Below are 26,476 nucleotides of genomic sequence, written 5' to 3' on the forward strand. Positions count from 1 at the left end.
ACAGCGATTTTTACTGTGGATTGAGTGCCAGATGGGTGGGGCCATCCAGTATGATGGTGCCGTCTGAATTCATGGTGAGAGAGCTTTTGCCTACGGTTAGCGTAATTTGTGTTTTAGCTGTCAGATGAATAGCCCCGGAGAGAGAAGTTACTGAGATATCTTTTTCGACCGTTTCAGTACTGGTACCTGTTTTTACGATCACCTCCCGTATCCCTTTTTCCACCGTGAGAAACTGATCTCCTTCCGTCACCTTAATTTCACGCGTTCCTTTAATTGTTTCGGTATGTTTGCCAAAGACATCTTCTGTGCGATCGATATGCACTTTCGTAATTTCGTTATGTATGATGGTCTTTGTCCGGTCGGCATTTACCGTATGTGTTTCATTGTTTTTTACCGTTGTATTCAGGTCTTTTTCGGCATGGAATTTCACTTCCTCCGCGCCTGTTTTGTCATCAAACCTCAGCATGTTCCCGTTCGTTGGTCCGCCATAGAGCGAGTGACTGAATATCCCGCTTTGCGACGCCATTCCTGGCAACCCCCACGGCGGCATAGTGTCCTGGTTATAGGTACGCCCGATAATGATGGGCAGATCCGGGTCGCCATTTTTAAAGTCCACTAACACTTCCTGACCAATACGCGGGATCTGTATCATCCCGAAGCCCTTGCCTGCCCAAGGGTAGCTGACGCGTATCCAGCAGGAGCTGTTTTCATCCATTTTGCCGTAGCGATCCCAGCCAAACTGCACCTTTACCCGCCCGTATTTATCGGTCCAGATCTCCTGCCCCGCCGGGCCGGTAACGATGGCGCTTTGCGGTCCTTTGGTATGCGGTTTGCTTATTGTTCGTTGTGGACGAAACACCTCACGGGTTGGATGCAGTTCAAAGGTGGTCGAATAAGAAAAGTGTTGAGCCTGGCCGCTGTGCTGCGCGTTGTCCTGTAAAAACAACGTGGTCTGTACCAGTAGATATTCCTGATTAACTTCGGCAGTGGGGTGATTTGTTAGCGTAAAAGCGTATCCCGTCATTAGGGTGCGAATGTGTCCACCGCCGTGAACGCGGCTGCCGGGGCTGCGCTGCGCTTCCATACGGATGCGCGTCAGCATTTCGCCTTCGCCTTTATCGAAATAGTCGCCCGGCCATTCATAGTGTTCGTAGCTGGCGTGGCCCGTTTCTCGGGGGTTTGCTACGGTGCTCCCCAGTTGCGATCGTGGCCTGGTAAAATCAAAATCATCCAGCACCCACTGTCCTGCTCGCAGATCCTCCGTAGCTGTGATGGTATCGATAAACTCCTTGTCCAGCTTCAGTCCTTCCTGGTGCCACTCCACTACCGGCGAGTCCGGGCAGGTGTGATGCCCACTGATAGCGTCTGCCAGCACCAGTGTGTGGCTGTTCTCGCTGTGCTCAAACCACCAGTAGATGCCCCACTCCTGCATCAGCCGCTGGAGAAAGGTGAAATCGGTTTCGCCGTACTGGACCTGCCAGGCGCGCACCGGATAAGTCTCCACCAGGCGCTTTTCCACCGGGTAGGGGTATTCGGTCAGGACTTCATCAAGAATGTCCACCACGGTTTTGTTTTGAAATGCTTTGTAGTCGCTGGTGTGAGTCAGCAGTTTAAACCACGGCTCCATACATAATTCATACGTAACCGACCGGCCCTCATGCCCTACTACCCGCGCCGCCGTCACCAGCCCGCTGATATAACGTTTGCCGCCGCCGTCCAGTTCGATGTTGATGCACAGGTCCTTGCCCACCATTGGCTTGAGCGGCAGATTGGCAGCAGGTGAAACGTAACCCATATTCAGGATATCCGGGGTTTTTAGCTCGATGATATAAGTAAATAAACAACTAAGTTTTTCCGAACCATTCAGACCAGCAAACAACAATGCCCCTGGAGGTACAGCACTGCCACTGATCATCACGTTATGCACACCTGCCGCACCTGCCTCACCGGACAACGCCAAATCCTGTATTGCTCCAATCGCACCGGACGTACTGGCAGTTGCCGCCACAGCCGCTTTCACCAATCCAGATAGTTCAGGCAGGTCCCCCATCAGCCATTCCACGACCTGCTCAGCTGCTGTTTCTATAACACCGGACACGCTTCCAGCGGCTGAATTTTCTGTAACTGTACCGCTTTCACCAGCGATGGGCGGTGTGGTGATAGCTGGCACGCCGCCTTGACCGGATTTATTACCTGTATAAACAAAACTCATAATAATCATTCCTTAAATACCGAATTAAAATTGAGCCCCTGGTGGCCAGAAAACATACGCAATAGCTATCCACTTCCCATCTTTGTAATGAAACCAACATGTTAAATTTAAGTCATCATTAAAATTCCAGAATAATTCTTTAATAAGAACCTCCCTAAACTTAGGGTTTGTCGAACGATAAGTATCCTCTATGCCGTTGTAATATATGCCGACAAATTTATAACGTGGCTTTATAAGCTCATGTTTAGGACGACCATACTTACTAATAAAAAAAACATCACTATCTCCGTTTTTTATATTACTTTTTTGCTCATAATACTCTGGGGGTTGAGTTATATCTGCTGCTATCCCAGTACTGATTGCCCAAGCAAAGGTCAAAAACAGGAAGAAACGAATCATTTCGTTACACTCACAAGAGAAAAATAAGTATCCGGGATTATTACATTAAGCATTGTATTGACGCTATTAAGATAACGTTCCCGAAGTTCCATACCAATATTCATTAATGCACTCGCATCATCACCAAAAAGCTTATCTGCTTTATCTGATTCATCATCTTGATAATATTCATCATTTGCCTCAATCAAATGACCCACTTCGTGCTCCACATTTGATTGGTATCTGCAAATAGCCTGTTTTAGCCCCAAGCATTTTCTTACCGCCACTGTATCAGTAGAATAAAGCTGAATGAATTTAGTTCGCCATCGAACAAATGTCATTTTATTTTCTTCATTTAAATCAGGCTTTATTACCGTCACGTTCCAATCTGGATATTTGTCAACCGGAATTATTTCTATGCGGAAAGATAGTTTTTTCCCCTGAAATCTTTTAGCAAAATCCGAAGTTCCTGATGTACAATACAATATCTTCCCATTCCACTGTTTACAAACAGCCATGTAAACGTTAGTTATATATTGAGTCTTCTCTACTAACGTCCAGTTATACTTTACATCCGAATGATTCAACCATGTGTATTTCCATCGAATTCTTAACGAAATATCCCCGGTTACAGCACTAATAACGAATTCTCCGAGACGACACTTATGAATAAAAAACGATCCAACAATTTCCGTTTTGACAAAAAATTCCGCTAATGGACTCTGAGGATCATACTGTAATTTTGTCATTTTATTTCTCACCTTTAATACCGGATTAAAAACGCGCTCCTGGCGGCCAGAAAGCATAGGATATAACTACCCACTGTCCGTCTTTATAATGGAAAAAGCATGTTAAATTCAGGTCGTCATTAAAATGCCAAAACATTTCTTTAATCGGAACATTTCTAAATTCTGGATTGGTTGATCGGTAAGTATTTTCAATGCTGACATAGAACTCACCCACAAATTTATATCGAGGTTCTACGAATGAAAACGTCGGAGAACCGTATTTTTTGATAAAGTAACTCTCATTCTCTCCATCTTTTATATAACTTCTTTGTTCATATACAGGAGGCTTTGCATAAATAATGCAACTCATGAACGTAAGGAACATCAAAAGAAAAAATCCAAACAATAAACGAGTCACCTTTCCGCCCTCACAAGAGAGAAATATGTATCTGGTATTATTACATTTAATTCAACAGGAATAATCTCCAGATGGTTGCTACTTTAATGCCGGATTAAAAAATCGCGCCTGGCTGCCAGAACATTTCTTTAATAAAAAATGTCTAAACTCAGGCGTATTCGAAGGATATACTCTTTCTTTGCCCCTGTAATACACCCCTATAAAATCGTGACGAGAATTAATAAACTCATGCTCAGGTAAACCAAATTTATTAACCAAAAAAAATTTCATCATCTTCTACTAGCACATCAGGCAGTGAGATATCACGGGCGAAGCTGCTGATCGCAAAAAAAAGCAGGAATAATAAAAAAATACTCTTCATTTTTTATACTCGCAAAAATAAATCCAGTTCCTATGCAGGTATTATTGAATCTTTCGTAGTACATTCAGGATATCGAGGGAAAATTCCTATTACAAAATTCATTAATGCAGCAACATCCCATCACCATTTCTCACCCATTATATCTGTACTAAAAAATAATAACCGACAGATTTATAACCTGTACTATCTGATCTTTTTAAAAGCTAGCAATATGAGTGGCACCCCGAGAGAAAAACCAACTAATGAAGCTATTGCTGAATTGTCATAATCTGATAGCAATTCACTGGCAAATCCGATGCACTGAGATTCAGTAAAATCGCCCATATCCATGGTAAAAGAATAAGTTAATGAAAACATCAAACCGAAAAAAAACTGGGCGGCATAATAAATAATAAAAATAAATAAAATAACACCCCAACGTAGCAAAAATTTACCTGCCATCAAACCTCCATTCAATTAAGATATAAATAACACATTATTTGATAATAGCTCCACGTGGCGTTAATTAAACCAGCAGTAATCCAGATTCAAGGCAACGGTGTATATTTGTTATCATCATTCATCTTAAATATTACCCCATTGCTTTTCATTATATTAAAACCATAATATTTCTTCTCACCATTTTTAATGATGACATAGTGCCCAATATAAGTAACACTCTCTAACAGTCCTTTCGAATCTACGCACAGAACGTTACTTTTTCCTGCCATTATAGCCATTTTTATTTTATCCCCCCGAACACCTTCGAATAAGACATAGTTTGAAATTACATTTCCATCATGTGATCTTGCACAAAATTCACTACCCAAACTGTAGATCTCCCCTGACGAAAGAGGAGGAATATAATCACCCATTGTACATCCACACAGGAAAAGCAAAAAAACACTAACTTTTTCTATATTACGCATCGCGAAAATAACCCTACTTTTTTATATTTCGTCTGCAAGGCATTAACTGATTCGGAAGTATCTCCAATATAATATACATTTGATAAATCAGCATTCAGGCCATAGCTCTTTAATAGCCAGTAATCAGAAACAATAGATGTCTGTTGCTCCACCCCATAGAAATAAAGCGATTTAAGATTAAGGTCATAATGATAATCCACTATCCCTGAAGCTAAGCCATGAAGTTTAACAAAATATCCCTTTGATATATTCAGATATGCGTCATTTCATGGATAAACAAATGTAACACCATGGTCACCCCTCACAATACTACGTGGTTTGTATTAATAAAAAAATCGAGACTATATACATCATCAAGACAATATATTTCCCCGCAAGGGGAAACAAAACTCATAGTGTTGACTTCTTTAAGACAGAGCTAAAATATTGCGCCTGGCGGCCAGAATATGTAAGAAATGACTTTCCACTGCCCGTCTTGTTGATGAAACCAGCATGTCAGATTTAAATCATCACGAATGTGCCAAAGCATTTCCTTTATTGGATAATTTTTAAACTTGAGATTCGTAATGGGTAAGTTTGGTTCAAACCAATATTGTACTCCCCAATAAACTTATAGCGCGGCGCTATAAACTCATATGCCGTCACACCGTATTTCTTGATAAAATAGACATCACTATCGCCGTTTTGTATATCATTCTGCTCATAATATTTAGATTCTTGAGAAGTCATTGATGGTTCGAAAAAAGTCATTTTTATTATAAAAATAGCCGAGATGATAATTATAGAAAAAGAGATACACTTCATTTAATTACCCTTCAGACTGACACTTTAATCAGAAAATATTAGAAATCACTTAAAATAAGATGTTCAAAAACCTTTCAGCACTTCTTTAGAGACAAAATACAAACCTGCCCCACTCCCTATATAAACTCCTTCTGATTCCCATCTGATCGCTCCCCACTGCGCAACCACATCAGGAAGATTAATATCATTATTATTAAAATCAGACGTACCGATCACACCAAGATTGTGTGAAAGAAATTTATTTTCATCAGTGTAAACTTTCGCTCTTATTTCAACCTTTCCATTTTTCACATCCCCTGTATAAACATAAACACTATACTTATGATTAGCATCAAAATCCTTTTGGGACCACTTGATAGTGATGATTCTGGTATGGTAAAAATGATCATGGTAAATAAAAAAGATTGAAAACATCAATAAAATAAACAAAAGTAAGAAATAATAAATATTTATTTTCTTTTTCATGATGCCACTTTATATTTTTTCAATTAGCGATGCTCAGCTAAAATCTCTTTTGAAATAAAATACACATTACCAATAGCGACGCCTTCTGGAGTCCAGACAATGTCTCCCCACGCGTCAAAATCATTATTTTCAGCCATACCGATAACACCCAAATCCCTGTAATAAGAAATAAAATAGAAATTCTGGCGACCGATATAAACTATTGCTTTTACCTGAACCTTATTTTCTTTTTCCGCACCTTTATAAACATAGACACCATACATAGCTCTCCCGTACGGCCCATCCCCCCAACTGACAGCGATAAGATTACGGTATATGTAATAATATTGTTTAAAGTAAACCGAACCGATAAACGCCAAAACAATATAAGCCAGAAAATATGTTTTGCATATCCACTTCACTTTAGAGTAAACCATGTTATCGGAGTCTCCTCATCTGTTTTATAGACACCATATATATTAAACTCTTTGGCGAAGCATTGTTGATACCATAATACAAATTCCTTTCATCATTAAAATATCCACGCATGTCTTCGAGGAGATGTTTCACACCATTAATACCGGATTAAAACTTAGCGCCTGGCGGCCAGAATAAGTAGGCGATAACTTTCCATTCTCCATCTTTATAATGAAACCAGCAGGTCAAGTTTAACTTTTCATTAAAATGCCAGAAAATTTCTTTGATGGGGATATCTCTGAATTCCGCTTTTGTGGACGGATAGGTATTCTCAATGGCAACATGGTATTCACCAACAAACTTATAACGAGGATTAATAACTAGCCGTGAGGGCGCTCCATACTTTTTAATAAAAAAAGACTCATTCTCTCCATCTTGTATATAACTTTCTTGCTCATATACAGGATGAGCATTACAAGAGAAGGAACTAATTATAAAAAAAATAAGTACAAAAATAAAACGTATCATTTACTCACACTCGCAAGAGAAAAAAAAGTGTCCGGAATCATTACACTCAAGGTGGCGTCTAGATATTTAACATATCGTTCACGGAGTTCCATTCCCACATTCATTAAACCATCAACATCTCTGCTATAAATACTCCCAACAGTACTTAATGGATCGTCGAAAGAAAGTCCATTGCTGTCTTCAAGATTTAAATAACTAGAATCAAAAACATCAGGAGGTTGAAGATATTCATCATCAGCAAGAATTAAATGCCCTATTTCATGACTCACAGATATCTGATAGCGACAATCGATCTGAAGCATACCCGTGCATTTGTATACGGCTATTACATCATTCGAATCAAGTTGAATGAATTTATCTTTCCAACTAACAAAAGTTACCCGGTCAACATCAGAATTCACTTTTGTCGTATTAACACTCCAGTGAGAATTGTTGTTGACTGGAATGATATTTATACTGAAAGGCAATTTCTGCCCCTGGAATTTTCTGGCAAAATCTGAACTCCCAGAAACAGAAAAAAATATTTTCTTGTTCCATGCAAAACTAACAACTCTGTGGACATTAGCTATAAATAATGATTTTTCCGTCGTCGTCCAGTCAGACATAGCATTACTGGCCTTCAGCCAGGAATATAGCCATCGCATCCTTAATACAATTTCACCAGTTGTACTATTTATTACATACTCTCCCCCTTCAGTATCCTGTTTAATATACCCCCCATCAACTTCAGTTCTGGAATAATACTCAGCCAACGGGCTTTCCGGATCATATTCTATTTTGCTCATTATGTTTACCGTATATTATTTTATGTCAATCATGATAAATACGGACCAGCAAAGACTGCTATAAGTAGAATAATCATGGGATATTTTTCTATGTCGCTTATCTCTATGCACTTTCCCGCTCCGCTCGCCCAATCCTGCTATTCATCTACACACTCAAATCCACCGCATTGAACAATTTAACTTGCAAACAAGCACATATTTCGCTGACTATAGCGTCATGCATGGTATCTTCAATACCAGATATATTTCACATAGAAACAAGACCCATATTAGTTATTATTTTAATACCGAATTAAAATATTGCCCCTGGCGGCCAGAATATGTAAGAAATGACTTTCCACTGTCCATCTTGTTGATGAAACCAGCATGTCAGATTTAAATCATCACGAATGTGCCAAAGCATTTCCTTTATTGGAATGTTGCTAAACTCAGGGTTTGTTGATCGATAGGTTTCTTCTAGACCAATGTAATACTCTCCGACAAAAGCATAACGAGGCCTTACAAACTCGTGTTCAGGAACGCCATATTCACTCAAAAAGAAACTGTCATTCTCTCCGTTGATTATATTATTGCGTTCATAATACTTTAATGCCTGATGGTCATTTTCTTTTTCAATCGACTCATTAACATAATTATTGCTTACATTATCGCCCGTCGACAAAGTGGTCGTATTTATCATTATTCCATACAGTATTACACGCATCGGAATAATAAAAGAATTCATCATTTGCTTACACTCACAAGATAAAATTACGCCCCTGAAAGACCACTAATCATGTTCTATAAAATAACAACCAACATATTTATAACTTGTACTACCTGATCTTTTTAAAGGCTAGCAATATAAATGCCACACTGGCTAAAAAACCAACCAATGAAACTATCATCGTATTGTCATGGTCTGACAGTAATTCCCTTGCAATCGCATGACACTGAGCAGCAGTAAAACCCCCGCCCATACTCATGTTTTCTGAAAAATCCAATTGAAATATAAAATGAAAGAAAAAAAAGACAATGTAGTAAATGATAAAAATAAATAAAATAGCCATCCAACGTAGCAAGAACTTTTTTGTCATCACCTTCCTCTCTAATACTAATCTAAAAAACAGCTCCTGACGGCTAGAACATATACGCTGCAATTGCTCAAGAGAATTACTTAATTACTTAATTACTTAATTAAAATCAAGAATTAACTCATGAAATCAAATGCCAGTACTATCTTATTCTTTTAAATACTAACAATATAAGCGGCACACCGATTGAAAAGCCAACAAATGAAGCCATTGCTGTATTATCATGATCTGCCAGTAATTGACTGGCAATTCCGAAGCACTGATACTCAGTATAATCACCCTCAGCACCTGCGTATTTCGAAAAATTAAATCTAAATATAAAATCAAAGAAAAACATGACAATATAATAAATAAAAAAAACAGATAGAATAACTCTCCAGCGTAGTAAGAATTTATTTTTCATTATATGACCCTCCGAGTAAGCCACCAAATGTACCACCAGAAACTGGAACTGAATGACCTACTGAAGAAACACTTGCTACCCCCAGTTCTATCAGAACAGTGCTCAATCCCTTATCTGGAACACTTTTATTACCAACATTATAGTATTGTTGTCGAAATCGGTCCGTCATATCAATAACAGCCATCGATGAGAAATCTGAGTTTTTCTCAATAAGGAATTTATGTAATGAATAAGGAATTGTAAAATCCACCTCAGTGCCGTCACTTACCTGGTCATTCCAAATGCTGAATGTAGCTTAAATTGGTTTTCAAATATTTTTGAGCCAGAGTACTTAATCCCTTCCACTGAATGTGTCGTACAATTATTTCCTGTAACATCATAAACATCGATGGTACGCCCCCGAGACTTTGTACTGTCCTGCATTAACACTGTAGGAACAGGTGACTTGGCTGCACTCCACATTTCTTCAAAATATTCCCGGACCAGTACAGGATTTGCATCATTTATTTTAAATACACGAGCTCCCAGCTTATAAAGCTCATAACGATAATATGAACGCGCATCCTCACCTTCAAAGAAATTTAAAATACCATCACCGACAGAATCAATGGATCCAGTTCTGCCGTACCGACCATAGGTGTATAAATACACAATATTGTTCATATGCACAGAGACAAAAGCATGGCCATAACGAGTAATTTCAACCCACAAAAAGACGCCATGCAACAATGCATTATCTTCTGGCTTACAGATATCAGGGAAATTACTTCTCCTTTTTTCAGACATTGCAGACTGCAATAAACCTTTCATGTTTTTCACTTATCTCTCCCGGACGGCAACTCTTCTCTATTCACAATGACGTCAAATCGTCTTAATTTAGAGCACAACAGGTGCTTATAAAAATCATTATCACCCATTACCTTATTTTCTTAAAAACAAAAAGTATCAATGACGTACATATCAAAAAACCCAATAATGAGGAAAGAATGGTATTATCAAAATCCGCCTGTAATTGTTCCCCGAACCATAAACATTGAGGAGAAATAAATTCCCCACCCATGTTAGTGATATTGGAATAATTTAGTAAAAATATAAAGCTGGACCATAAAACCACTACGCAGTAAGCAATACCAATCAGGGTAATGCATCCCCAACGTAGCAATAATTTATTTTTCATTACCTCAGCCTCTTTAAATATCTTATTTTTTAATTATATTTTCAGAACCTTAATACAAAACATTGTTATATCCCCAGCCGCAGCGCATCCACGTAGCGTCCTTCGCTGTTTTGCTGCCAGAACCACCCCTGCCCCGTAGTTGACAGCGCAAGCGTTTTACCTGGCCAGCCCGGCCATGGCAGATAGCGTACGCCTGGCAGTTCCCCCAAGGGCGTTGCATCTCCTAAACCCGCAAGTTTCCGGCTACGCTGGGGCGCAAGCTTTCGCCCTCGAAGCCATTGTGTCCACCACGGCCCTGGTTGCCACATCGCCCATAACCTATCCGTCTGCTCTGATAGCCGTCCGCGTTGTATTGTGTCCGGCGTGACATGTTGCGCCGTCAGTTGTGCCAGCCAGTACAACCAGCCCTGCGTTTCCTGCAAACTCTCGTCCAGCCACTCCCGCCCGCAACGCTGGTAAATCACCAGTGGCCAGGGGCGCCCCACGCTGTCGCGTGATGCCGTGAGCACACCGGTCAGCCAGTCATTCGTCCCCTCGGGAGACAAAAAACCCGGAGACATCACAAAGCTCCATGGCAGCGGATGGTGTTGCGGCGTCGGTGTTTCCCGCGGCGTCAAATACATCCAGCCGTCAGGTTCTTTTTTCGTTTCAAGGCTTTCCGGTTGCACAATATGCCGCCCGCACCCCACCCACGTCTGGCGGTTCAGCCAGGCCTGCCATAACTGCCCTTCTTCCGCGCTTACCCGCCAACGCACGTAATCACGCAGGTCCGGCAGCCGGCCAAACATTGCCGGAGAAGAGACTCTCATCGACCGACGCATCACAGCGCTCTCGCCGGGCAACTGAATCCCTGTAATAAGTTCCGGTTAACCGGGTTAAAGTCCCGCCTGGCCGTAATTTCCAACACCACGCGCCGACCATCAAAGTTGTATTCGACCAGTTGCTGACCACGCACGGCTGTTTCCTGCACCTTCCCGGCGTCAAGCAGACGGAAGAGCGCCCAGGGTCCGCCTTCCAGCAACGTGGAGGTGTCCTGACGAATACGTGGGCTGGCGGTGATTTCTGCCATTGAGCCATTGCGCGGCCCCGGCCATCTCACTTGCATCGGTCTGTCCGGGCCGTGGGCGTAACGCAGCACCTGGCCATCAATATCAATCACCAGTTCTGTAATGGCCGGATCCATGTCCACTACGCTTACCTGCATTGACCAGGAAAATTTTTTCCCGCCTTCACCGTTGAAAAACACGCGCCGGATCTGCGCCGCCTGCTGAAAAGGTGTTAAATCCGGCCCCTGCAAAACTCTGTTACCGTCCGTCGGTTTGTAGCGCCACGGCTCGCTGGCGATGTCTGCCAGCGGCGCCAACTGTTTGCTCCAGAATGCATCCAGCACGCCACCAGTGGCGAAAATGCGGTTAAAGTCCTCCGCACTGACCTCCTGCTCGCTGTCGGTAAAAGGGTAGCGTCCGTCAATGGCGTCTCGGCAGTCGTCGCCGATCATCGCTTCCATCTGGGCATTCAGCACGTCGCCCGTTCCGGCATTGATTTTGCGCGTCCCTTGTTTCGTCAGATCCAGCAAAATGTTTTTTAGTGGCGCAGGCAATTTCGCCCCTTCCAGTTGCAACTTGTCGGCGGCGGTAATGCGCTGCGGTAGCGTTCCTGCCGCTAATGCGGTGTCAGCAATGGTCAGTTGGGTGTAATACTCGTTGAGCGTCGTCAGTAGGGAGTTGATCTGCATTGTGCCGCCGCCCTGCGCGCCATCTGCCCGCCCGGAAATGACTTCGCGTAACGCAGCAAAACGGTCATCTACCAACGTTTTTTCCAACCGTTCTTCCGGGTGGATATCCTGGTAGAGTTTCGCCGTTTGTACGGCTTTTCCTGCATTAGCGGACACACGCTCGGCCAGTTGCTTCTGCTTTGCCAGCGGATCGAGCGGCGGCACCAGAGTCGTCTGGTCTACGACGGCTTTTCCCAGCCTCATCAGCGGCGAGTCCGGGGACGCGAAGGTGCGCAGCACCTGTAAGTCATACGCCAGACCGGAACTGCCCTCTTCACCGGCGCTGTTGATACTGTGAATACTTTCCAGAAAGGCTTGCCAGTGGCGTGAGTAGTCCGTGAGATACAGCCGACGAACTTCACGGGCGACAGACTGCTCCTGCCCCGGAAGATGACTTCGCAAACTTGCAGCCCCCTTTTTTGACGCACTTTCCCGGCCCATCACCCAGTCATCATTCACCGTTGCCGAAGCCACAAATTCCGGCAACCGTTTGTCGAACAGCTCGCGGTAGCCTTCACGGGTAAAAATACCCGGCACCCCCCGGTCAAGCGGAGCACCGTTGCTGCGTACAAAGACCGTTCCTGCATCGGCCCCTACGGCGCGGACCAGCGTAAACTCCTGCGGCGCTTCGCTCTCCATTGCCGCCAGTGCTCGCGTATAGATACGCTCGGTGCTGGTATGGCCGTCGAGAAACGCCCGCGCATGGCGGATCAGCGCCTGATCCTTTTCATAAGGCGAATGTACAATTCTGCTGCCGTCAAACAACGCTTCGATATGCGTTAGCAGCGCGGCGCGTCCCCCAAACCCAGCCATGCTGTCACTGTTCCCTAAATCGTTAAGCAACCACGACTGGATCTCCGCGGCGTTATATTTATCCTCATGAGAGGGATCCAGATTTAGCAGCAGGTAAACGCGCAATGCGTTGTACGCCGCTTTGCTGTCCTGACGATTAATAGCGTCTGCCAGCACGTGCTCCATGCGTTTCACTAACGGCGGCAGCAACAACTGATCCAGCAGGCGGTTGTAAAGTGACGCCACACTGTCAGTCACTGGCGGCACGCTGTACAGGCCGTAACGCCAGGTCAGCGGTGGCGCATCGGGGTCGAGTTCCGGCCAGGCGGACAGTTCTCTTGCGCTATCCAGCAGCAAGGGCACCGGAGCCATCGTCGGTTTTGCGGTGTAGGCTTTCACTTCATTTTCAAGATGGGTGGCGCGGGCGCTGATTTCATTCATGTAGTCGCCATTGTTCTGCTGGCTGGTCAGCATTCCCTGCCACAGCCAGAAGGCCAGCACGAGCACCAGCAGGTGTCCACAAAGGCGCAGCAGGCGATAGCGCCAGGCCCACTGCAGATTTGGCTCCACCAGGTGCGCTTCACGGAAAATAAATGTTTTCAGTAGATCGTGCAGGAAGTAGCTGCGGTTGCCATCGGGCAGCGTATGTGCGGGGGAAACAGCACAATCCCCACGGGCCGTTTTTATCGCCCGAACAAAGCGCTGCCAGATACTCATCCTGTCGGCCACCGCATTGGCCTGTGCCTGCGCGGCACTGGTGAAGAATACCCCCCGCAGCATGTTGTTTAACTGTGTGGCATCGAATTTCGAATCGAGGAAAATGTGCTCTATGGCCTCAATTAACGGCGTGCCAAGGGCGGCAAACTCTCGCGGGAAGATGTACAGCCGCTGGCGGCTTTTAAGGTCATACTCTTCCTGTAATCGGGTATCCAGCCCCTGATCCAGTCGCAGCGTCAGGCGCGAGAGTTCCTGAGTGCAGGTAGCGTGCAGCGCTTGCGGATCGTTCGCTTTACGCCCGCGGCTGAAGGGCAAAGTAAAGCCCCAGATTTGTGCACGAAGATGGCTGTTCAGAGTGCGAAAATAGTCGCCGAAACCTGGCAGCAAATCCATTTTGGTGACGACCAGGTACACCGGAAAGCGAATGCCCAGCGTTTCTCGCAGATCGGCAAGCCGGGCACGCAAGGCGGCACACGCCGCCATTCGTTCCGTCGGTGACTGCGCGGTTAAATCCGCTACGTTCAACGTCACAATGACGCCGTTGAGTGGTGCTCCGGGGCGATGTTTGCGCAGTAGCCCGAGAAAACCCTGCCACTCGCCGGCGTTGCGCAGTGCCGCACCCGCTTCGCCGCCGTCATCGTGACGTGCATAGCGTCCGGCGGTATCAATCAGCACCGCTTCATTGGTGAACCACCAATCGCAATGCAGCGTCCCCCCTCCTGGTACCGTGAGAATATGTGAGCTTTGCTCCATCTGTTCTGCCAGGGGGAACTGCAATCCGGTATTCAATAGCGCCGTGGTTTTGCCGTCACCAGGGCTACCGATCACCATGAACCACGGAAGCTCATACAAAAAGCGTTTGCCTTCGAATATTTTTCGCCAGCCGGGTATCTCTACGCGTAATTGTTTCAACTGTCGGATAGCCCGTGTGACGATCTGGCTAACGGTGCGCAGATCGGCTTTGATCTCTCCGGCTACCGGTACCTCTTCCCCCCGCGGATTCAAAAAGCGGCGCAGCAGTTGTTCATCCATACGCAGTGCACGCCATAAGCGATACAGGCCATACAGCGCATAGACCAGCAGGATGAAACCTATCAGGGTCAGGCGAACCCAAAGTGGTGCAAACGGATGAACATCGCCAAAGGCCAGCAGCGGTGTGATAAACCCTATCACCAGGCACAAAACAGTAATGCCGACGATGCTCATCGACCAGTTGACCAGCCACAACACCAGCAGCATCAGCAACAGGGCAATGGTCACCACCCGACTGCCCACGGAGGCGAGCGGGCGCAGGGTATCAAATGACACCAGTGGCCCAACAAACCAAACCAGCAGCGACAGCACTATCACGCCCATAATAGCCAACGCTCGTCGGGAAAAAAGCAGACTAAGAAATTTTTGCATTATATTTCAACTCGCCATCTATTAATCAAAAACTTCGGAACACTAAGAACAAAGAAATACGACCTAAGCATATTAATTTAAAAAGATCCGAGAAAACCTTATTAGACTGACATTAGAACCAAAGCTTATAAATTTAAATTACTCTATGTAAAATTTACACATGCCAATTCTTTCTGATTCAGAGCATTATATTTAATTGATTTTTTATAACGCATAAGAAGCAACCTATATTTTCACTTCAACTCCCAGAACCAAATTTCCTTACAGGTAAAATAGCAATGTGAATGGCATATCACTCCTGCGTTGCCCGGCTCAATTAGATCAATATGACTCCCGCCACCACCATTGTATCCATCAATTTTCCAGAAAAAGACCACACCTCTTTTATTACCAAGGCCTGCCTGAAATTTTTTTGAATCATGCCAGATAATCGGCTTACCAAAAACGATTGGTTGGGAAAGTATATCTGCCAGGTTTTTTGCACCTGTTTCAAGGCGCTGACCTTTCCATTTACCCTCTTTAATGGATAGAAGACGGCCCTTAAATTTAACACTTGATTTAATTAATGCCACACTCATACGAGCAGCACAGGTATTTTCAAATTGAATGCCAAGTTTAACCTGATCGTAACCAATACTTGCATAGAAATCTTTCGACTCAACAAAATCAGGACTTCCAAAATATGATGAGCTATGATTAGCTTTTAGCACTGCGTATGAAGGCTTCATTTTTTAAGTTCTTCCCCACATGGATAATCTATTAATTTATTCATAATAATTTCAGCCGCGCGAGAATTAAGCTCCTCATGCGTTTTATTTTTAAGAAATATATAGACAAGCTCGTTTAATGTTAAAGTTTTGAATGTATCGTATCCGCACCATATTTTCCTCTCCGTTGCATCCTCCACACCAAGCAGATAGATACCTGCCCGAAGTTTATCCAATTGACTACCAGATACCCAAAACCGATAAAAATCATTACCTGAAAGGTTGAGTGAATCTGGCGTCAGATATTGAGCAGGAGATAACTGAGGGGCAATGTGTACGGATGGCTCATTTCCCTGGCAGGGGTAATTTTTAACTAATGCTTCCTCAATGAGTACTGAGGCTCTTATATCATGCTTTGTAATTGCATGTCGTTCAAGCCAGGTCAAAACAATATGGTTGATTGTGATACTGCTAATCTGACCATACCCGCACCAGGTTTTGCTTTCTGTAGCATCCGAAACACCCAGCACATACATCAGCGTATTATCTTTTTCCTGCAAGCTTTCACTGTTATAAAATCTCAGAAAGTCCCGGGTGCTAAGGTTGGTTTTATCGGGGGATATTAATTCTCCATTAACCCATGGACCGGCTAAAACAGCATCGGATAATAAGCAACCTATGACGGTCAAAAAAACGCGGAGAGATCGTTTTATGTTATATTTTGCTGTTGTCAGGTTATGGTCATCAGGCGTACTGCATACTGACGAATAATGGGGCGCGCCACTGGCTGATATTTTCATCATTAACTTATTCCACTACCAGAATTTCCACCCGACGGTTTTTCGCCCGCCCGGCTATACTGCCGTTATCCGCTATTGGCACCGTGTCCCCCTTCCCGACGACGTGTACCCGATCCAGTGGCACCCCACTGGAATTCAGCAAAGCTGCGACTTCCGCCGCCCGTTTTTCTGACAATACCTGGTTGGAACGAAATTCAGCCGAATGAATAGGCTGGCTGTCGGTATGCCCCGTTACGGTCACGGCGCCACCCACGCGGGCGATTTCACGCGCGGCTTTGTTAATCACCGGGCGAAGTGCATCGTTAACCGTTTTCTGCCCTGGTACAAACATCGCATCGCCACTGAAGATGATTCGACTTTTCTGGTCATCTTCATCCACGGTCAGCAGGCCGCGAGCAATTTCGTTTGCCAGCAAACTTTTCAACCGCAGCTTAGGAACTGGCGAGGGGGGTGGCGGCAGTTCTTTTCCGATAGCGTCAATATTCTGTTGTACGGTAGCGGTCCGAACATCCATTCGATGGCTGTATAAACCAAACAGCGTCAGCATCACCAGCATCATAATTCCCGCGCTCAACCAGACGGGTACCCGTCGCATCCGCCGCGATCGTCCCCCCATTGCCCCCTGAAAATCAGGCGAGAGCGCGGGTATTACCGGGTCACGACGCTGTGAAAGTTGAGTAAGGAGTTGCTGGCGAATAGTGTCCAGTTGCTTATGCCCATCGGGCTGTACGCTGTAACGCCCTTCAAACCCCAGCCCCAGCAGGTGATAGAGGACCTCCAGCACATTGCTGTGTTCCTGGAAACTGGTGGCCAGGCGCCCAATAATCTGGAACAGCTTGATACCGCCCTCACTTTCACCGTGAAATGTCACCAACAGGCTTTTCCCGGCCCAGACGCCGTGCCGCCCCCAGGACGTATTGTTTGCGGCTTCGTCCAGCGCAGTACACAAGCAGTAGCGGACCGCCAGCACATGTTCGCGCCGCAGGTTCGCTTGATCGCAGAGAGCCTGATACAACTGCACCTCACGGACCAGCAGCGTCCGGTAAGGCTCTACGAATGCGGCCTCCAGTTTATTGGGCATTTCCGCCAATGCGCACAACAGGGGCCTGGCGGCAGCGAGCAGCGGATTTATCGCTGCACTGATTTCAGCTAATCGGAGCTTGCTGTCGGGACCATCTTCAACAATGACATTACTGTCAGCGCGATACTGATCCTGAACGGTCTGTTGGTTTTCATCGTCGCTGTGCGCTGGCATGGCGGATAAAAAGGCCCTCATATCCCTTGCAGGTGGTGGAAGCGTGTGGTCTGTCATTTATCGCGAACTCCCCACATTTCTATCTCCAGCCCCGGAAATTCTCCGGCGGTATGCATGGCCATTCCACCGTAACGGGCAATATGCTCCCACATCGCCCCCTCGCGGCGGATGTCGTAATAGATGTATCCGGACTGAAACGGAATCTGCCGTGGCGGCACGGGCAATACCTGCAAAGCCAGCCCCGGGAGATGTGAACGAATGAGCTCCGGCAGACGCTCCGATGGCCCAATTTTTGTTTGAGCGGAAAAATATTGCAGCAGGGCATCGGTGGGCATTGATGCCTTTACAGCCAGCACCAGGGTACTGAAATCGGCGAGATCGGAAGGCGCGACGACGGCATTCAGAATGCCATATGTTCCCTCTTTCAGTTCGATACGCTGCGCGCCCCGAATCAGCACTGCATTGAGCAGGTATTGCAATTCATCGACCAGGGATTTCAGACCGGCATAGGGCGTGAGATGTCGATACTCTTTGTATTCAGCAGGCCGCCGCGTTTTGGGACGGACATAGGTCGATAATTCGCCGGCAAGCTCGGACAGGTAGCGATACAGCCTCTCCGGGGCCAGAGGCGTTTTTGCCAGGTGGCTCAGCAACGGCTCAAAACGATTGAGGATTTGCAGCAACAGATAGTCAGAGACCTCTGCGGCTTCATGACCGTGGCTATCACTACCGGTCAATCGTTCCGCCAGTGAATCCGCTCGCATTCGAATCAAATCGTTAATCCATGACAGCCATGTACATATCAGCGAGCTGGCCTGGTAATTATTGACCGGGGGAATAAGGTCATGGTCAATATCGACCCGTCCGTCAGGATTCATCCCGGTAATGCGGGTCAGCGGAAGGCCGATCCAGGCACCCGTCACCGCTTTTTCCGGCAACAGGCGCAGGCGCAAGTGGCTGAGCTGCAAAAGCTGTGCCCCCCTCCCCAGCGAATTGGCATCACGGATGTCGTGCTCATGAATTGAGAACCGCGCGAGTGACTCCGGATTATTGTCAAAAGTGGTCTCTTCGCTGTTCGGCGTGCGTACCGGCACGGCCAGGCAAATCTGCTGATTGAGGTGTTCCGGCAGGATAGTCAGTGGCGGTGGCAACGGAGTATGGTCTGGTGCGTTAAACGGCGTGCCATCAGGAAAAATCCCTGACGCCTCTTTCAATATCAGTTTACCGATGTTCAGCGCCTCGCCATCAATATTGTAATGACTGAAGCCCCAGAAAAAAGGATCCAGTGGCAAGCTGCGGTAATGCATGACATGTTCCAGATAACGCTCCTGCTGCTGAAACATTTGCGGCAGCAGAAATTGTCCTTCACTCCAGACCACCCGGTCATTCCAGCTCATAATTCATTTTCCCGCTCAGTAATCAAAATGGCACTTTGTTGAAGCTCGGCATTCAACTGCACTTTTTTCCCCGGCATCATGCCGCTGAACCAGCTTTTTTCCGGGGGGGTTGGGACTTTGTACGTCGCCTGCCAGACGGATTTCGCCAGATTTCGATAGCTGGCGATCACGCCTATTGCTGTGGTCTGAACATTCAGTGGGCGACGCAGCTTTTTCTCCTCGCCCGGGTGCAAAATAAAGCTGTCGCGATGCAATAAATCGTCGGTAAGAACTGACTTGTCGTTATCGTGGAGAGACCAGTAATCAGCAGCGGTGAATGTGGCATCATTTTTCAGTTCATAAACACGTATCTCAATGGGGGCAGCCTTGTTCTGATGACCAGAATTCACTTTGTCAGAGGCTTTTACGCTCAGGTCGAGTCGTTGCCGCTCAGGGGCAGGTTGCGTGTCGCTGCCGCCGCATCCGTAAAGCAAGAAGAATGCAAAAGGCATAGCTACCGCACATAACCGCCCGCCGGGGTTACGCCATTTATTCACTTGAAATTCCTTTAAAATCATTCAAATAAAAACGGCCAGACAACATTCCTGGCCGAGTTAAGCAGTTAAATTTCTTTGTTAGCCTTGAAGTCGTAGCCTGCGGTGATGGTGCCGCCGCTGCCACCCTGCTGGTTCTGCACCACGTATTCCTGTTTCACAGTGCTGAAGGAGAGCTCTACCGTTTCACGAGAGGCAATCTCGCCGTCACGACTACCACTCGGAGAAACCACAGCAACAATCAGGTCGGTAAAGGTGTACTTGAGATATTCCAGTGGATTGCCGCCGGCTTTACGCATTACCAGAATGGCCTGTGGAATGTGCTTGCCGGAGGAGCAGTATTTGAAAAGGTTTGGGCTGGCGCGATCGATGTAGTGATCAAAGTCCAGATTAGTGACGGAGACCTTACCTGAGCCAAGGCCGCTACCAGCATGCATAGTGGATTCCTGATGGATATTCCAGCGCCAGCTCAGTACCTCGATTTCATTTTTGTGTTTGTCATCCATTGACTCGCCGTCAATGCCATCAATTTTCAGAAAAATGTCATAAGCCATTTTTATATCCTTATTAAAATTTACTTAAAATAAACCTAATTCATCCCGTCACTTGACACGGAGACAAATCATTGCCGTACAGAATCTCCTCTCCAAAATTTTAAGAAGAACTGGAGCCTGTATATTTCCTTCGGTATTGAAAACACCGAGAACACATTTAATTACTGAATGACTTTGCGTTAATCAATCATGTAAATGACACTTTATAACTTCGGTTAATAAATACCATCGCCTGAGCTGAAACATTCACATCTCAAATCACTCATTACAGATAAAAGATACAAATGAGTCTTGTGGCGATCCTTCAAAATCACGGGTCTTACAGCGCGTTGAAGAAGCAGGTATTGATTGCGTCAACCATACCTGTGCGTGACCATAAATACATGAAACCCAATATCGATCGATTTCCTTATCGCTAAGCCGCTCTGTTTCCCATACAGACCAACTTTCACCGTTTACTTTTTTAGTCTCTGGTTTCAGATCCATCAGCTTTTCAGGTTTACCCTGCGTGACCCCAATACCACTTAACCATAAACGTGACATATAGCGAGGAGAAAGCTGCCACGGTTCTGGTACATCAGACTTCAGGCTCACTGTAGATGTCTGGGTATCAATAACAGCCGGGCAACTGACTTCCCAGGCTACGGCATATTGCGAAAAAAGCAGAATAATACCAGGCAACAGGTAAAAAGCTGAGCGTACGGTCATAGTATGTATTCCCTACTCAATGATATAAAAGGACTCAGCATTATTATTGATATCAATAATACATATCCTCCGTATATTTCCACCTTTCTGCTTACTGATGTTTTCCGTCTGATATTCATAAAAAATATATATCAGCTATTACTCTGCTTAATTGAAGGCAGCTTCGTTACCAGACGCAGCGAACCTGTCAGACCTTCAAGTTGGAAATGCGGGCGCAGGAAGAATTTGGCATCGTAATAGCCTGGATTACCTTCAACTTCTTCTACCACAACCTCAGCGGCGGCAAGTGGACGACGCGCTTTGGTTTCCTGGGATGAGTTCACCGGATCGGCATCGACGTAATTCATAATCCACTCATTCAGCCAGCGCTGCATATCCTCGCGCTCTTTAAAGGAGCCGATTTTGTCGCGCACAATGCACTTGAGAAAGTGAGCGAAGCGCGAGCAGGCAAACAGATACGGCAGACGGGCGGACAGGTTGGCATTCGCCGTCGCATCCGGGTCGTAATATTCCTGAGGTTTTTGCAACGACTGTGCGCCGATAAAGGCGGCATAGTCTGAGTTTTTGCGGTGAATTAACGGGATAAAGCCGTTTTTAGCCAATTCGGCCTCGCGACGGTCGGAAATTGCAATTTCCGTCGGGCACTTCATGTCTACGCCACCGTCATCTGTAGGGAAGGTATGGCAAGGGAGGTTTTCAACTGCCCCGCCGGATTCCACACCGCGGATCAACGTACACCAGCCGTAGTGTTTGAATGAACGGTTGATGTTTACGCCCATCGCGTAGGCGGCATTACTCCAGACGTATTTAGAATGATCAGCGCCATCTGCATCTTCCTCAAAGTCGAACTCATCGACCGGATTGGTTTTTGCGCCATAAGGCAGGCGGGAAAGGAAACGCGGCATTGTCAGGCCAATGTAACGGGAGTCTTCGCTGGCGCGCAGCGAGTTCCACGGCGCATATTCCAGATTTTGGGTGACGATTTTGGTCAGATCGCGAGGATTGGCCAGTTCCTGCCACGAATCCATTTGCAGGACGGAAGGCGACGCCCCGGCAATAAATGGCGCATGTGCCGATGCGGCAACTTTGGCAATTGAGCCAAGCAGGTCCACATCTGGCGGTGTATGGTCGAAATAGTAATCCGCAATAATGCAACCATACGGCTCACCACCCAGTTGACCGTACTCGGCCTCATAAAGCTTCTTGAACATCGGGCTTTGATCCCACGCGATGCCTTTGTAACGCTTCATATTGCGCCGCAGCTCATCTTTAGACAGATTCATGAAGCGGATTTTCAGCTTTTCGTCGGTTTCAGTGTTGTAAACCAGATGCTCCATGCCACGCCAGGAAGATTCCAGTTGCTGCCAGTCTGGGTGTTGCAGGATCAGTTTGATCTGTTCCGTCAGTTTAAAATCGATCTGTGCAATGATTGCGCTAATGCTTTTATAAGCATCGTCGCTGACGGTGACAGTGTTCGTCAGCGCTTGCTGTGCCAGGGTCTGCACCGCCGCTTCCACTGCCTTTGCCGCCTGAGTCGTTTTAGGTCGGAAGGCCTGGTTAAGCAATGCATCAAATTCGCCAGATGCTGCAACCGTGGTTGTATCCTGAGCAACCACGTCGGTTGCATGCATGTTACTGTTCGCCATAACAATTCCTTAATAGTCGACGTTATTCCGCTGGTTCAGAATCACCGGCTGACACACTATTCTGCGTAGCGGCAGGTTTGGGCGCATTCGCCAGCGTTTTCAGCAGGGTTGGGTCCTGCAACAGTCTATTGACCAGATTTTCCGCACCGGCTTTACCATCCATATAGGTTTGCAAGTTTGCCAGTTGGGTGCGGGCTTCCAGTAACTGATTAAGCGCGTCGACTTTGCGCGCAATCTGCGCGGGCGAAAAATCGTCCATATTTTCCAGCGTGATATCGACCATCAGTTGGCCCTCACCCGTCAGCGTATTTGGCACTGCGAATGCCACGCGTGGTGCAATGGCTTTCATCCGTTCGTTAAAATTATCAATATCAATATCGAGGAATTTACGATCCGTCACCGACGGTAATTCTTCACGTGGCTTCCCGGCCAAATCTGCCAACACCGCCATAACAAACGGCAACTCGATTTTTTTCTCGGAGCCGTAAATTTCGACGTCATATTCAATCTGCACGCGCGGCGCTCGATTTCGCGCGATAAACTTTTGCGCACTGTTGTTGATTGCCATAATCCTTCATTTCCTTATCAGTCGACCGTCAGCCCTGACAGCAGTGCAACGGTACAGTTTAAAAACCACACAACAAATTCTTTTTATCCGTCTGATTTATTTGATATTTACATGCAGACATCAGCTATTGCGTCTCAAAAACAATCTGCGCCTCGCCATCCATGGTGACAAAAATTTTTCTGATGGCGGTTTTCTCCGTCATGGCCTGCAGCCAGTAGCGAGAGAGAGGTGGCAGAATGTGTTGTTCGATATAGCCAATCAGCAATCGTGCCCCCATTTCATGCATTGGGCAGTGCGCGACAATATGCGCGACCAGCCCCTCGCTGTAGGCCAACGTGACGCCATGTTGTTCACGCATCCGCGCCACAATGCGGTCAAGATGCAAGCGAACAATCACAGCACGTGCTGATTCATCTAATGGGAGGTAAGGGATAACAGTCACGCGGCCTAAAAAAGCAGCCGGAAAGTGTTTACGTAGTTCCTGGGTTAGCGCCTCTTTGAGTCCTGCAGGATCAGGGAGTAGCGCAGGATCTTCACTCATCAGGGTGATAAGCTCAGAGCCGATGTTGGTGGTCAGCAACAGCGTGGTATTTTTAAAATCGACATGCGTCCCCTCACCGTCTTCCATCCCTCCCTTGTCAAAAACCTGGTAGAACAGTTCATGGACGTCGTGATGCGCTTTTTCTATTTCATCAAGCAGTACCACGCTCCAGGGATGGCGGCGCACCGCTTCCGTCAGCACGCCTCCTTCACCATAACCCACATAGCCGGGCGGCGCCCCTTTCAGCGTAGATACCGTGTGGGCTTCCTGAAATTCACTCATATTGATGGTTATCAGGTTTTGCTCACCGCCGTAAATAGCTTCGGCTAATGCCAGCGCAGTTTCTGTCTTACCGACACCTGACGGTCCGGCCAACATAAACACGCCTACTGGCTTACATGGATCGCTTAGCCCCGCCCTGGCGGTCTGGATACGTTCGCCAATTTGCGCCAGTGCACTGTTCTGCCCGACAACACGCTGCGCCAGCCTCGCAGGCAGCTCCAGTACCTGGCTGGCTTCATCTTTGACCATGCGCCCCGCGGGAATGCCGGTCCAGTCAGCGACAATCGCCGCAACGACGGCTGCGTTGACTTCAGGGAATACAACCGGCTCATCGCCCTGCCATTCCCTTAATGCCATTTCAGCCTGTATCAGCAAGGTTTTATTGCCCACAACCGGCTCTACGGCTGGCTGCCCGTCGTCAGACTCAGCATCAGGAGTGGCAACACGCTGCATTTGCAATGTATGCACCAACTCCATTTCACGCTGCCAACGGGCTTCAGATTCACCCCGTTTTTCGTTGAGGGACGCAATCCGCGCCTTCAGGGCATCGCACCGTTCATCAGCTCGGATCCCCATTTGTTCCTGCTTTTGCAACAGAGATTGTTCCATCTCCGCCGCTTTGATTTGCTGACGCAGATACTGAACATGAGCAGGGGGCGTGTGCAACGATAGCGCTACGCGAGCAGCTGCGGTATCAAGCAAACTGATAGCTTTATCCGGCAATTGTCGGGCGGGGATGTATCGGTGAGAAAGTTGTACCGCTGCACGAACAGCCTCATCCAGAATCAGCACGTTATGGTGTTTTTCCAACGTTTCCACCAGGCCACGTACCATCTCCATTGCCGGGATTTCTTGAGGCTCGGCAATCTGCAGAACCTGAAAACGCCGGGTCAACGCCGGATCTTTTTCAATATGGCGTTTGTACTCGCTCCAGGTTGTTGCCCCGATGGTGCGAAGCGTGCCCCGCGCCAACGCCGGTTTAAGCAGGTTTGCGGCATCACCCGTACCGGATGCTCCACCAGCCCCCACCAGAGTATGAACCTCATCCACAAACAGAATAATCGGCTGTAATGAACGCGCGGCCTCTTCCAACAGCGCTTTCAGTCGCGATTCAAACTCTCCTTTTAGCGCAGCGCCCGCCAGTAATGCGCCGACATCCAGAGCCATAAGCCTGACGTTCTGAAGCGCGGGTGGCACTTCGCCCTGCGCAATAGCCAAAGCAAAGCCTTCAACGACCGCCGTTTTACCGACACCCGCTTCACCAGTCAGCAGTGGATTATTCTGGCGACGACGCAGCAGGATATCGGTCATGGTACGGATGTCATGCTCACGCCCGGTTACTGGATCAATTTTGCCTTCACGCGCAAGTGCCGTCATATCCTGACAGTATTTCGCCAGCGCTGACTTATCACCCTGAGCCTCAGCGGGGATAGCACGACAGCTCTCACCGGGGACAGCAGATGCAAAATCAGAACCGTCATACGATGGTTCCTGCGCCTCTGACGAGATTTCAGTCAATGAGGGCAGGATGTCTGCCAGGTTATCAACGGGCAGATCTGCAAGCGGCGTACAAATATTGACCAACACACGCCGCAGTTCTGGTGTGGTCAGCCAGGCCAGTAGCAACCAGCCACTGCGAATTTTGTTATCACCGTAACGGATACTCGCCAGCATCCAGGCCTTCTCAACGCTGAGATCAATATGGTGGGAAAAATCACTGATGGCACTGGCCCCAGAGGGCAAGGTATCCAACTGACGGAGCAATGCTTTTTCCACATCAGAAAAGGGAATCTGGTAATACCGAAGAACATGGATGATATCGTTATTGGGCTGCTGCATTAACTGATAAAGCCAGTGAGTCAATTCAACCCAAGGATTAGCGCGTAACTTGCAAAATGCGGTTGCAGATTCCAGCGACCGAAATAACGAACTGGAAAGCTTTCCATATAATGCACTGCGTGAAACAAGAGTATCCATCTGTTATGCCTTATGACATAAAAATCCATAAAATAGCGCACACAAAAATCTGCGAATGAATAAATCACATTGCATTAACAGCATCGTTAAAATACCGAATAAAAACAATGATGCAGATCACGGATTGATTATTAACAAAACCACTATTATTAATAAAAAATAAAACAAAGAAGTCATGAAAATTT

27 protein-coding genes and 1 pseudogene are annotated in these 26,476 nt (G+C 46.6%); all 28 read right to left on the bottom strand.

Annotation, left to right across the window (positions count from 1 at the left end; all coding sequences use genetic code 11):
• Nucleotides 1-10: 10 nt before the first annotated feature.
• On the bottom strand, nucleotides 11-2,212 hold the full coding sequence (locus AC5JPW_RS10090; RefSeq protein WP_494239985.1) for a type VI secretion system Vgr family protein: 2,202 nt from the start codon (nucleotides 2,210-2,212) through the stop codon (nucleotides 11-13).
• A 24-nt stretch (nucleotides 2,213-2,236) separates the two neighbouring features.
• Nucleotides 2,237-2,611 carry a hypothetical protein gene (locus AC5JPW_RS10095; protein WP_494239987.1) on the bottom strand — a complete coding sequence of 125 codons (375 nt, stop codon included), beginning with the start codon at nucleotides 2,609-2,611 and terminating at the stop codon, nucleotides 2,237-2,239.
• Nucleotides 2,608-3,339 carry a hypothetical protein gene (locus AC5JPW_RS10100; protein WP_494239989.1) on the bottom strand — a complete coding sequence of 244 codons (732 nt, stop codon included), beginning with the start codon at nucleotides 3,337-3,339 and terminating at the stop codon, nucleotides 2,608-2,610. Before AC5JPW_RS10100 ends, AC5JPW_RS10095 begins: the two co-directional genes overlap by 4 nt.
• A gap of 25 nt (nucleotides 3,340-3,364) precedes the next feature.
• The gene (locus tag AC5JPW_RS10105) at nucleotides 3,365-3,703 is read right to left on the bottom strand and encodes a hypothetical protein (RefSeq protein WP_494241196.1); all 339 of its coding nucleotides are present in this window, start codon (nucleotides 3,701-3,703) and stop codon (nucleotides 3,365-3,367) included.
• 577 nt (nucleotides 3,704-4,280) lie between these two features.
• Entirely contained in the window at nucleotides 4,281-4,538 is a 258-nt protein-coding gene (locus AC5JPW_RS10110; protein WP_494239991.1) for a hypothetical protein, read from the bottom strand.
• A gap of 86 nt (nucleotides 4,539-4,624) precedes the next feature.
• On the bottom strand, nucleotides 4,625-4,951 hold the full coding sequence (locus AC5JPW_RS10115) for a hypothetical protein (protein WP_494239993.1): 327 nt from the start codon (nucleotides 4,949-4,951) through the stop codon (nucleotides 4,625-4,627).
• 472 nt (nucleotides 4,952-5,423) lie between these two features.
• Nucleotides 5,424-5,755: pseudogene (locus AC5JPW_RS10120) on the bottom strand (hypothetical protein).
• 117 nt (nucleotides 5,756-5,872) lie between these two features.
• Nucleotides 5,873-6,274, bottom strand: coding sequence for a hypothetical protein (locus tag AC5JPW_RS10125; RefSeq protein WP_494239994.1), 402 nt, complete (start codon nucleotides 6,272-6,274; stop codon nucleotides 5,873-5,875).
• Between the two features lie 23 nt (nucleotides 6,275-6,297).
• Nucleotides 6,298-6,690, bottom strand: coding sequence for a hypothetical protein (locus AC5JPW_RS10130; protein WP_494239996.1), 393 nt, complete (start codon nucleotides 6,688-6,690; stop codon nucleotides 6,298-6,300).
• 148 nt (nucleotides 6,691-6,838) lie between these two features.
• Nucleotides 6,839-7,198 carry a hypothetical protein gene (locus AC5JPW_RS10135; protein WP_494239997.1) on the bottom strand — a complete coding sequence of 120 codons (360 nt, stop codon included), beginning with the start codon at nucleotides 7,196-7,198 and terminating at the stop codon, nucleotides 6,839-6,841.
• Nucleotides 7,195-7,983, bottom strand: coding sequence for a hypothetical protein (locus AC5JPW_RS10140; RefSeq protein WP_494239999.1), 789 nt, complete (start codon nucleotides 7,981-7,983; stop codon nucleotides 7,195-7,197). The genes AC5JPW_RS10135 and AC5JPW_RS10140 overlap by 4 nt, the downstream gene beginning before the upstream one ends.
• 292 nt (nucleotides 7,984-8,275) lie before the next feature.
• Nucleotides 8,276-8,662 (bottom strand): hypothetical protein, encoded by a 387-nt coding sequence (locus AC5JPW_RS10145; protein ID WP_494240001.1) that lies wholly within the window; start codon nucleotides 8,660-8,662, stop codon nucleotides 8,276-8,278.
• Between the two features lie 136 nt (nucleotides 8,663-8,798).
• The gene (locus AC5JPW_RS10150) at nucleotides 8,799-9,059 is read right to left on the bottom strand and encodes a hypothetical protein (protein WP_494240002.1); all 261 of its coding nucleotides are present in this window, start codon (nucleotides 9,057-9,059) and stop codon (nucleotides 8,799-8,801) included.
• Nucleotides 9,060-9,198: 139 nt separating this feature from the next.
• Nucleotides 9,199-9,459 (bottom strand): hypothetical protein, encoded by a 261-nt coding sequence (locus AC5JPW_RS10155; protein WP_494240004.1) that lies wholly within the window; start codon nucleotides 9,457-9,459, stop codon nucleotides 9,199-9,201.
• A complete protein-coding gene (locus AC5JPW_RS10160) occupies nucleotides 9,449-9,709 on the bottom strand; it encodes a hypothetical protein (RefSeq protein ID WP_494240005.1) in 261 nt (86 codons plus the stop codon). Before AC5JPW_RS10160 ends, AC5JPW_RS10155 begins: the two co-directional genes overlap by 11 nt.
• A gap of 14 nt (nucleotides 9,710-9,723) precedes the next feature.
• Nucleotides 9,724-10,278, bottom strand: a complete 555-nt coding sequence (locus AC5JPW_RS10165; protein ID WP_494240007.1) for a hypothetical protein — start codon at nucleotides 10,276-10,278, stop codon at nucleotides 9,724-9,726.
• Nucleotides 10,279-10,701: 423 nt separating this feature from the next.
• On the bottom strand, nucleotides 10,702-11,457 hold the full coding sequence (locus tag AC5JPW_RS10170; protein WP_494240008.1) for a TagF domain-containing protein: 756 nt from the start codon (nucleotides 11,455-11,457) through the stop codon (nucleotides 10,702-10,704).
• Nucleotides 11,457-15,323, bottom strand: a complete 3,867-nt coding sequence (gene tssM, locus AC5JPW_RS10175; protein WP_494240009.1) for a type VI secretion system membrane subunit TssM — start codon at nucleotides 15,321-15,323, stop codon at nucleotides 11,457-11,459. The genes AC5JPW_RS10170 and tssM overlap by 1 nt, the downstream gene beginning before the upstream one ends.
• A 233-nt stretch (nucleotides 15,324-15,556) precedes the next feature.
• On the bottom strand, nucleotides 15,557-16,051 hold the full coding sequence (locus AC5JPW_RS10180; RefSeq protein ID WP_494240011.1) for a T6SS effector amidase Tae4 family protein: 495 nt from the start codon (nucleotides 16,049-16,051) through the stop codon (nucleotides 15,557-15,559).
• Nucleotides 16,048-16,833, bottom strand: a complete 786-nt coding sequence (locus AC5JPW_RS10185; RefSeq protein ID WP_494240013.1) for a Rap1a/Tai family immunity protein — start codon at nucleotides 16,831-16,833, stop codon at nucleotides 16,048-16,050. The genes AC5JPW_RS10180 and AC5JPW_RS10185 overlap by 4 nt, the downstream gene beginning before the upstream one ends.
• A 4-nt stretch (nucleotides 16,834-16,837) precedes the next feature.
• Nucleotides 16,838-18,142, bottom strand: a complete 1,305-nt coding sequence (tssL, locus tag AC5JPW_RS10190) for a type VI secretion system protein TssL, long form (RefSeq protein ID WP_494240014.1) — start codon at nucleotides 18,140-18,142, stop codon at nucleotides 16,838-16,840.
• Nucleotides 18,139-19,482 carry a type VI secretion system baseplate subunit TssK gene (gene tssK, locus AC5JPW_RS10195; RefSeq protein ID WP_494240015.1) on the bottom strand — a complete coding sequence of 448 codons (1,344 nt, stop codon included), beginning with the start codon at nucleotides 19,480-19,482 and terminating at the stop codon, nucleotides 18,139-18,141. Before tssK ends, tssL begins: the two co-directional genes overlap by 4 nt.
• Complete coding sequence (tssJ, locus tag AC5JPW_RS10200) at nucleotides 19,479-20,018, bottom strand: type VI secretion system lipoprotein TssJ (protein WP_494240016.1); 540 nt, start codon at nucleotides 20,016-20,018, stop codon at nucleotides 19,479-19,481. Before tssJ ends, tssK begins: the two co-directional genes overlap by 4 nt.
• 65 nt (nucleotides 20,019-20,083) lie before the next feature.
• Nucleotides 20,084-20,569 (bottom strand): Hcp family type VI secretion system effector, encoded by a 486-nt coding sequence (locus AC5JPW_RS10205; protein WP_494240018.1) that lies wholly within the window; start codon nucleotides 20,567-20,569, stop codon nucleotides 20,084-20,086.
• Nucleotides 20,570-20,827: 258 nt separating this feature from the next.
• Nucleotides 20,828-21,277: an STY0301 family protein gene (locus AC5JPW_RS10210; protein WP_494240019.1), complete on the bottom strand. Its 450-nt coding sequence runs from the start codon at nucleotides 21,275-21,277 to the stop codon at nucleotides 20,828-20,830.
• Nucleotides 21,278-21,408: 131 nt separating this feature from the next.
• Nucleotides 21,409-22,923: a type VI secretion system contractile sheath large subunit gene (gene tssC, locus AC5JPW_RS10215; protein WP_494240021.1), complete on the bottom strand. Its 1,515-nt coding sequence runs from the start codon at nucleotides 22,921-22,923 to the stop codon at nucleotides 21,409-21,411.
• A gap of 22 nt (nucleotides 22,924-22,945) precedes the next feature.
• The gene (gene tssB / locus AC5JPW_RS10220) at nucleotides 22,946-23,491 is read right to left on the bottom strand and encodes a type VI secretion system contractile sheath small subunit (RefSeq protein ID WP_494240022.1); all 546 of its coding nucleotides are present in this window, start codon (nucleotides 23,489-23,491) and stop codon (nucleotides 22,946-22,948) included.
• A gap of 124 nt (nucleotides 23,492-23,615) precedes the next feature.
• Nucleotides 23,616-26,291, bottom strand: a complete 2,676-nt coding sequence (gene tssH, locus AC5JPW_RS10225; RefSeq protein ID WP_494240023.1) for a type VI secretion system ATPase TssH — start codon at nucleotides 26,289-26,291, stop codon at nucleotides 23,616-23,618.
• Nucleotides 26,292-26,476 lie beyond the last annotated feature (185 nt).

It is taken from the genome of Phytobacter sp., assembly GCF_059074235.1.

Excerpts from the sequence above, each read along its gene's own strand:
- AC5JPW_RS10090 (WP_494239985.1), bottom strand. The coding sequence starts at position 2,212 with ATGAGTTTTGTTTATACAGGTAATAAATCCGGTCAAGGCGGCGTGCCA.
- AC5JPW_RS10095 (WP_494239987.1), bottom strand. The coding sequence starts at position 2,611 with ATGATTCGTTTCTTCCTGTTTTTGACCTTTGCTTGGGCAATCAGTACT.
- AC5JPW_RS10100 (WP_494239989.1), bottom strand. The coding sequence starts at position 3,339 with ATGACAAAATTACAGTATGATCCTCAGAGTCCATTAGCGGAATTTTTT.
- AC5JPW_RS10105 (WP_494241196.1), bottom strand. The coding sequence starts at position 3,703 with ATGTTCCTTACGTTCATGAGTTGCATTATTTATGCAAAGCCTCCTGTA.
- AC5JPW_RS10110 (WP_494239991.1), bottom strand. The coding sequence starts at position 4,538 with ATGGCAGGTAAATTTTTGCTACGTTGGGGTGTTATTTTATTTATTTTT.
- AC5JPW_RS10115 (WP_494239993.1), bottom strand. The coding sequence starts at position 4,951 with ATGGGTGATTATATTCCTCCTCTTTCGTCAGGGGAGATCTACAGTTTG.
- AC5JPW_RS10125 (WP_494239994.1), bottom strand. The coding sequence starts at position 6,274 with ATGAAAAAGAAAATAAATATTTATTATTTCTTACTTTTGTTTATTTTA.
- AC5JPW_RS10130 (WP_494239996.1), bottom strand. The coding sequence starts at position 6,690 with ATGGTTTACTCTAAAGTGAAGTGGATATGCAAAACATATTTTCTGGCT.
- AC5JPW_RS10135 (WP_494239997.1), bottom strand. The coding sequence starts at position 7,198 with ATGATACGTTTTATTTTTGTACTTATTTTTTTTATAATTAGTTCCTTC.
- AC5JPW_RS10140 (WP_494239999.1), bottom strand. The coding sequence starts at position 7,983 with ATGAGCAAAATAGAATATGATCCGGAAAGCCCGTTGGCTGAGTATTAT.
- AC5JPW_RS10145 (WP_494240001.1), bottom strand. The coding sequence starts at position 8,662 with ATGATAAATACGACCACTTTGTCGACGGGCGATAATGTAAGCAATAAT.
- AC5JPW_RS10150 (WP_494240002.1), bottom strand. The coding sequence starts at position 9,059 with ATGACAAAAAAGTTCTTGCTACGTTGGATGGCTATTTTATTTATTTTT.
- AC5JPW_RS10155 (WP_494240004.1), bottom strand. The coding sequence starts at position 9,459 with ATGAAAAATAAATTCTTACTACGCTGGAGAGTTATTCTATCTGTTTTT.
- AC5JPW_RS10170 (WP_494240008.1), bottom strand. The coding sequence starts at position 11,457 with ATGCGTCGGTCGATGAGAGTCTCTTCTCCGGCAATGTTTGGCCGGCTG.
- tssM (WP_494240009.1), bottom strand. The coding sequence starts at position 15,323 with ATGCAAAAATTTCTTAGTCTGCTTTTTTCCCGACGAGCGTTGGCTATT.
- AC5JPW_RS10180 (WP_494240011.1), bottom strand. The coding sequence starts at position 16,051 with ATGAAGCCTTCATACGCAGTGCTAAAAGCTAATCATAGCTCATCATAT.
- AC5JPW_RS10185 (WP_494240013.1), bottom strand. The coding sequence starts at position 16,833 with ATGATGAAAATATCAGCCAGTGGCGCGCCCCATTATTCGTCAGTATGC.
- tssL (WP_494240014.1), bottom strand. The coding sequence starts at position 18,142 with ATGACAGACCACACGCTTCCACCACCTGCAAGGGATATGAGGGCCTTT.
- tssK (WP_494240015.1), bottom strand. The coding sequence starts at position 19,482 with ATGAGCTGGAATGACCGGGTGGTCTGGAGTGAAGGACAATTTCTGCTG.
- AC5JPW_RS10205 (WP_494240018.1), bottom strand. The coding sequence starts at position 20,569 with ATGGCTTATGACATTTTTCTGAAAATTGATGGCATTGACGGCGAGTCA.
- AC5JPW_RS10210 (WP_494240019.1), bottom strand. The coding sequence starts at position 21,277 with ATGACCGTACGCTCAGCTTTTTACCTGTTGCCTGGTATTATTCTGCTT.
- tssC (WP_494240021.1), bottom strand. The coding sequence starts at position 22,923 with ATGGCGAACAGTAACATGCATGCAACCGACGTGGTTGCTCAGGATACA.
- tssB (WP_494240022.1), bottom strand. The coding sequence starts at position 23,491 with ATGGCAATCAACAACAGTGCGCAAAAGTTTATCGCGCGAAATCGAGCG.
- tssH (WP_494240023.1), bottom strand. The coding sequence starts at position 26,291 with ATGGATACTCTTGTTTCACGCAGTGCATTATATGGAAAGCTTTCCAGT.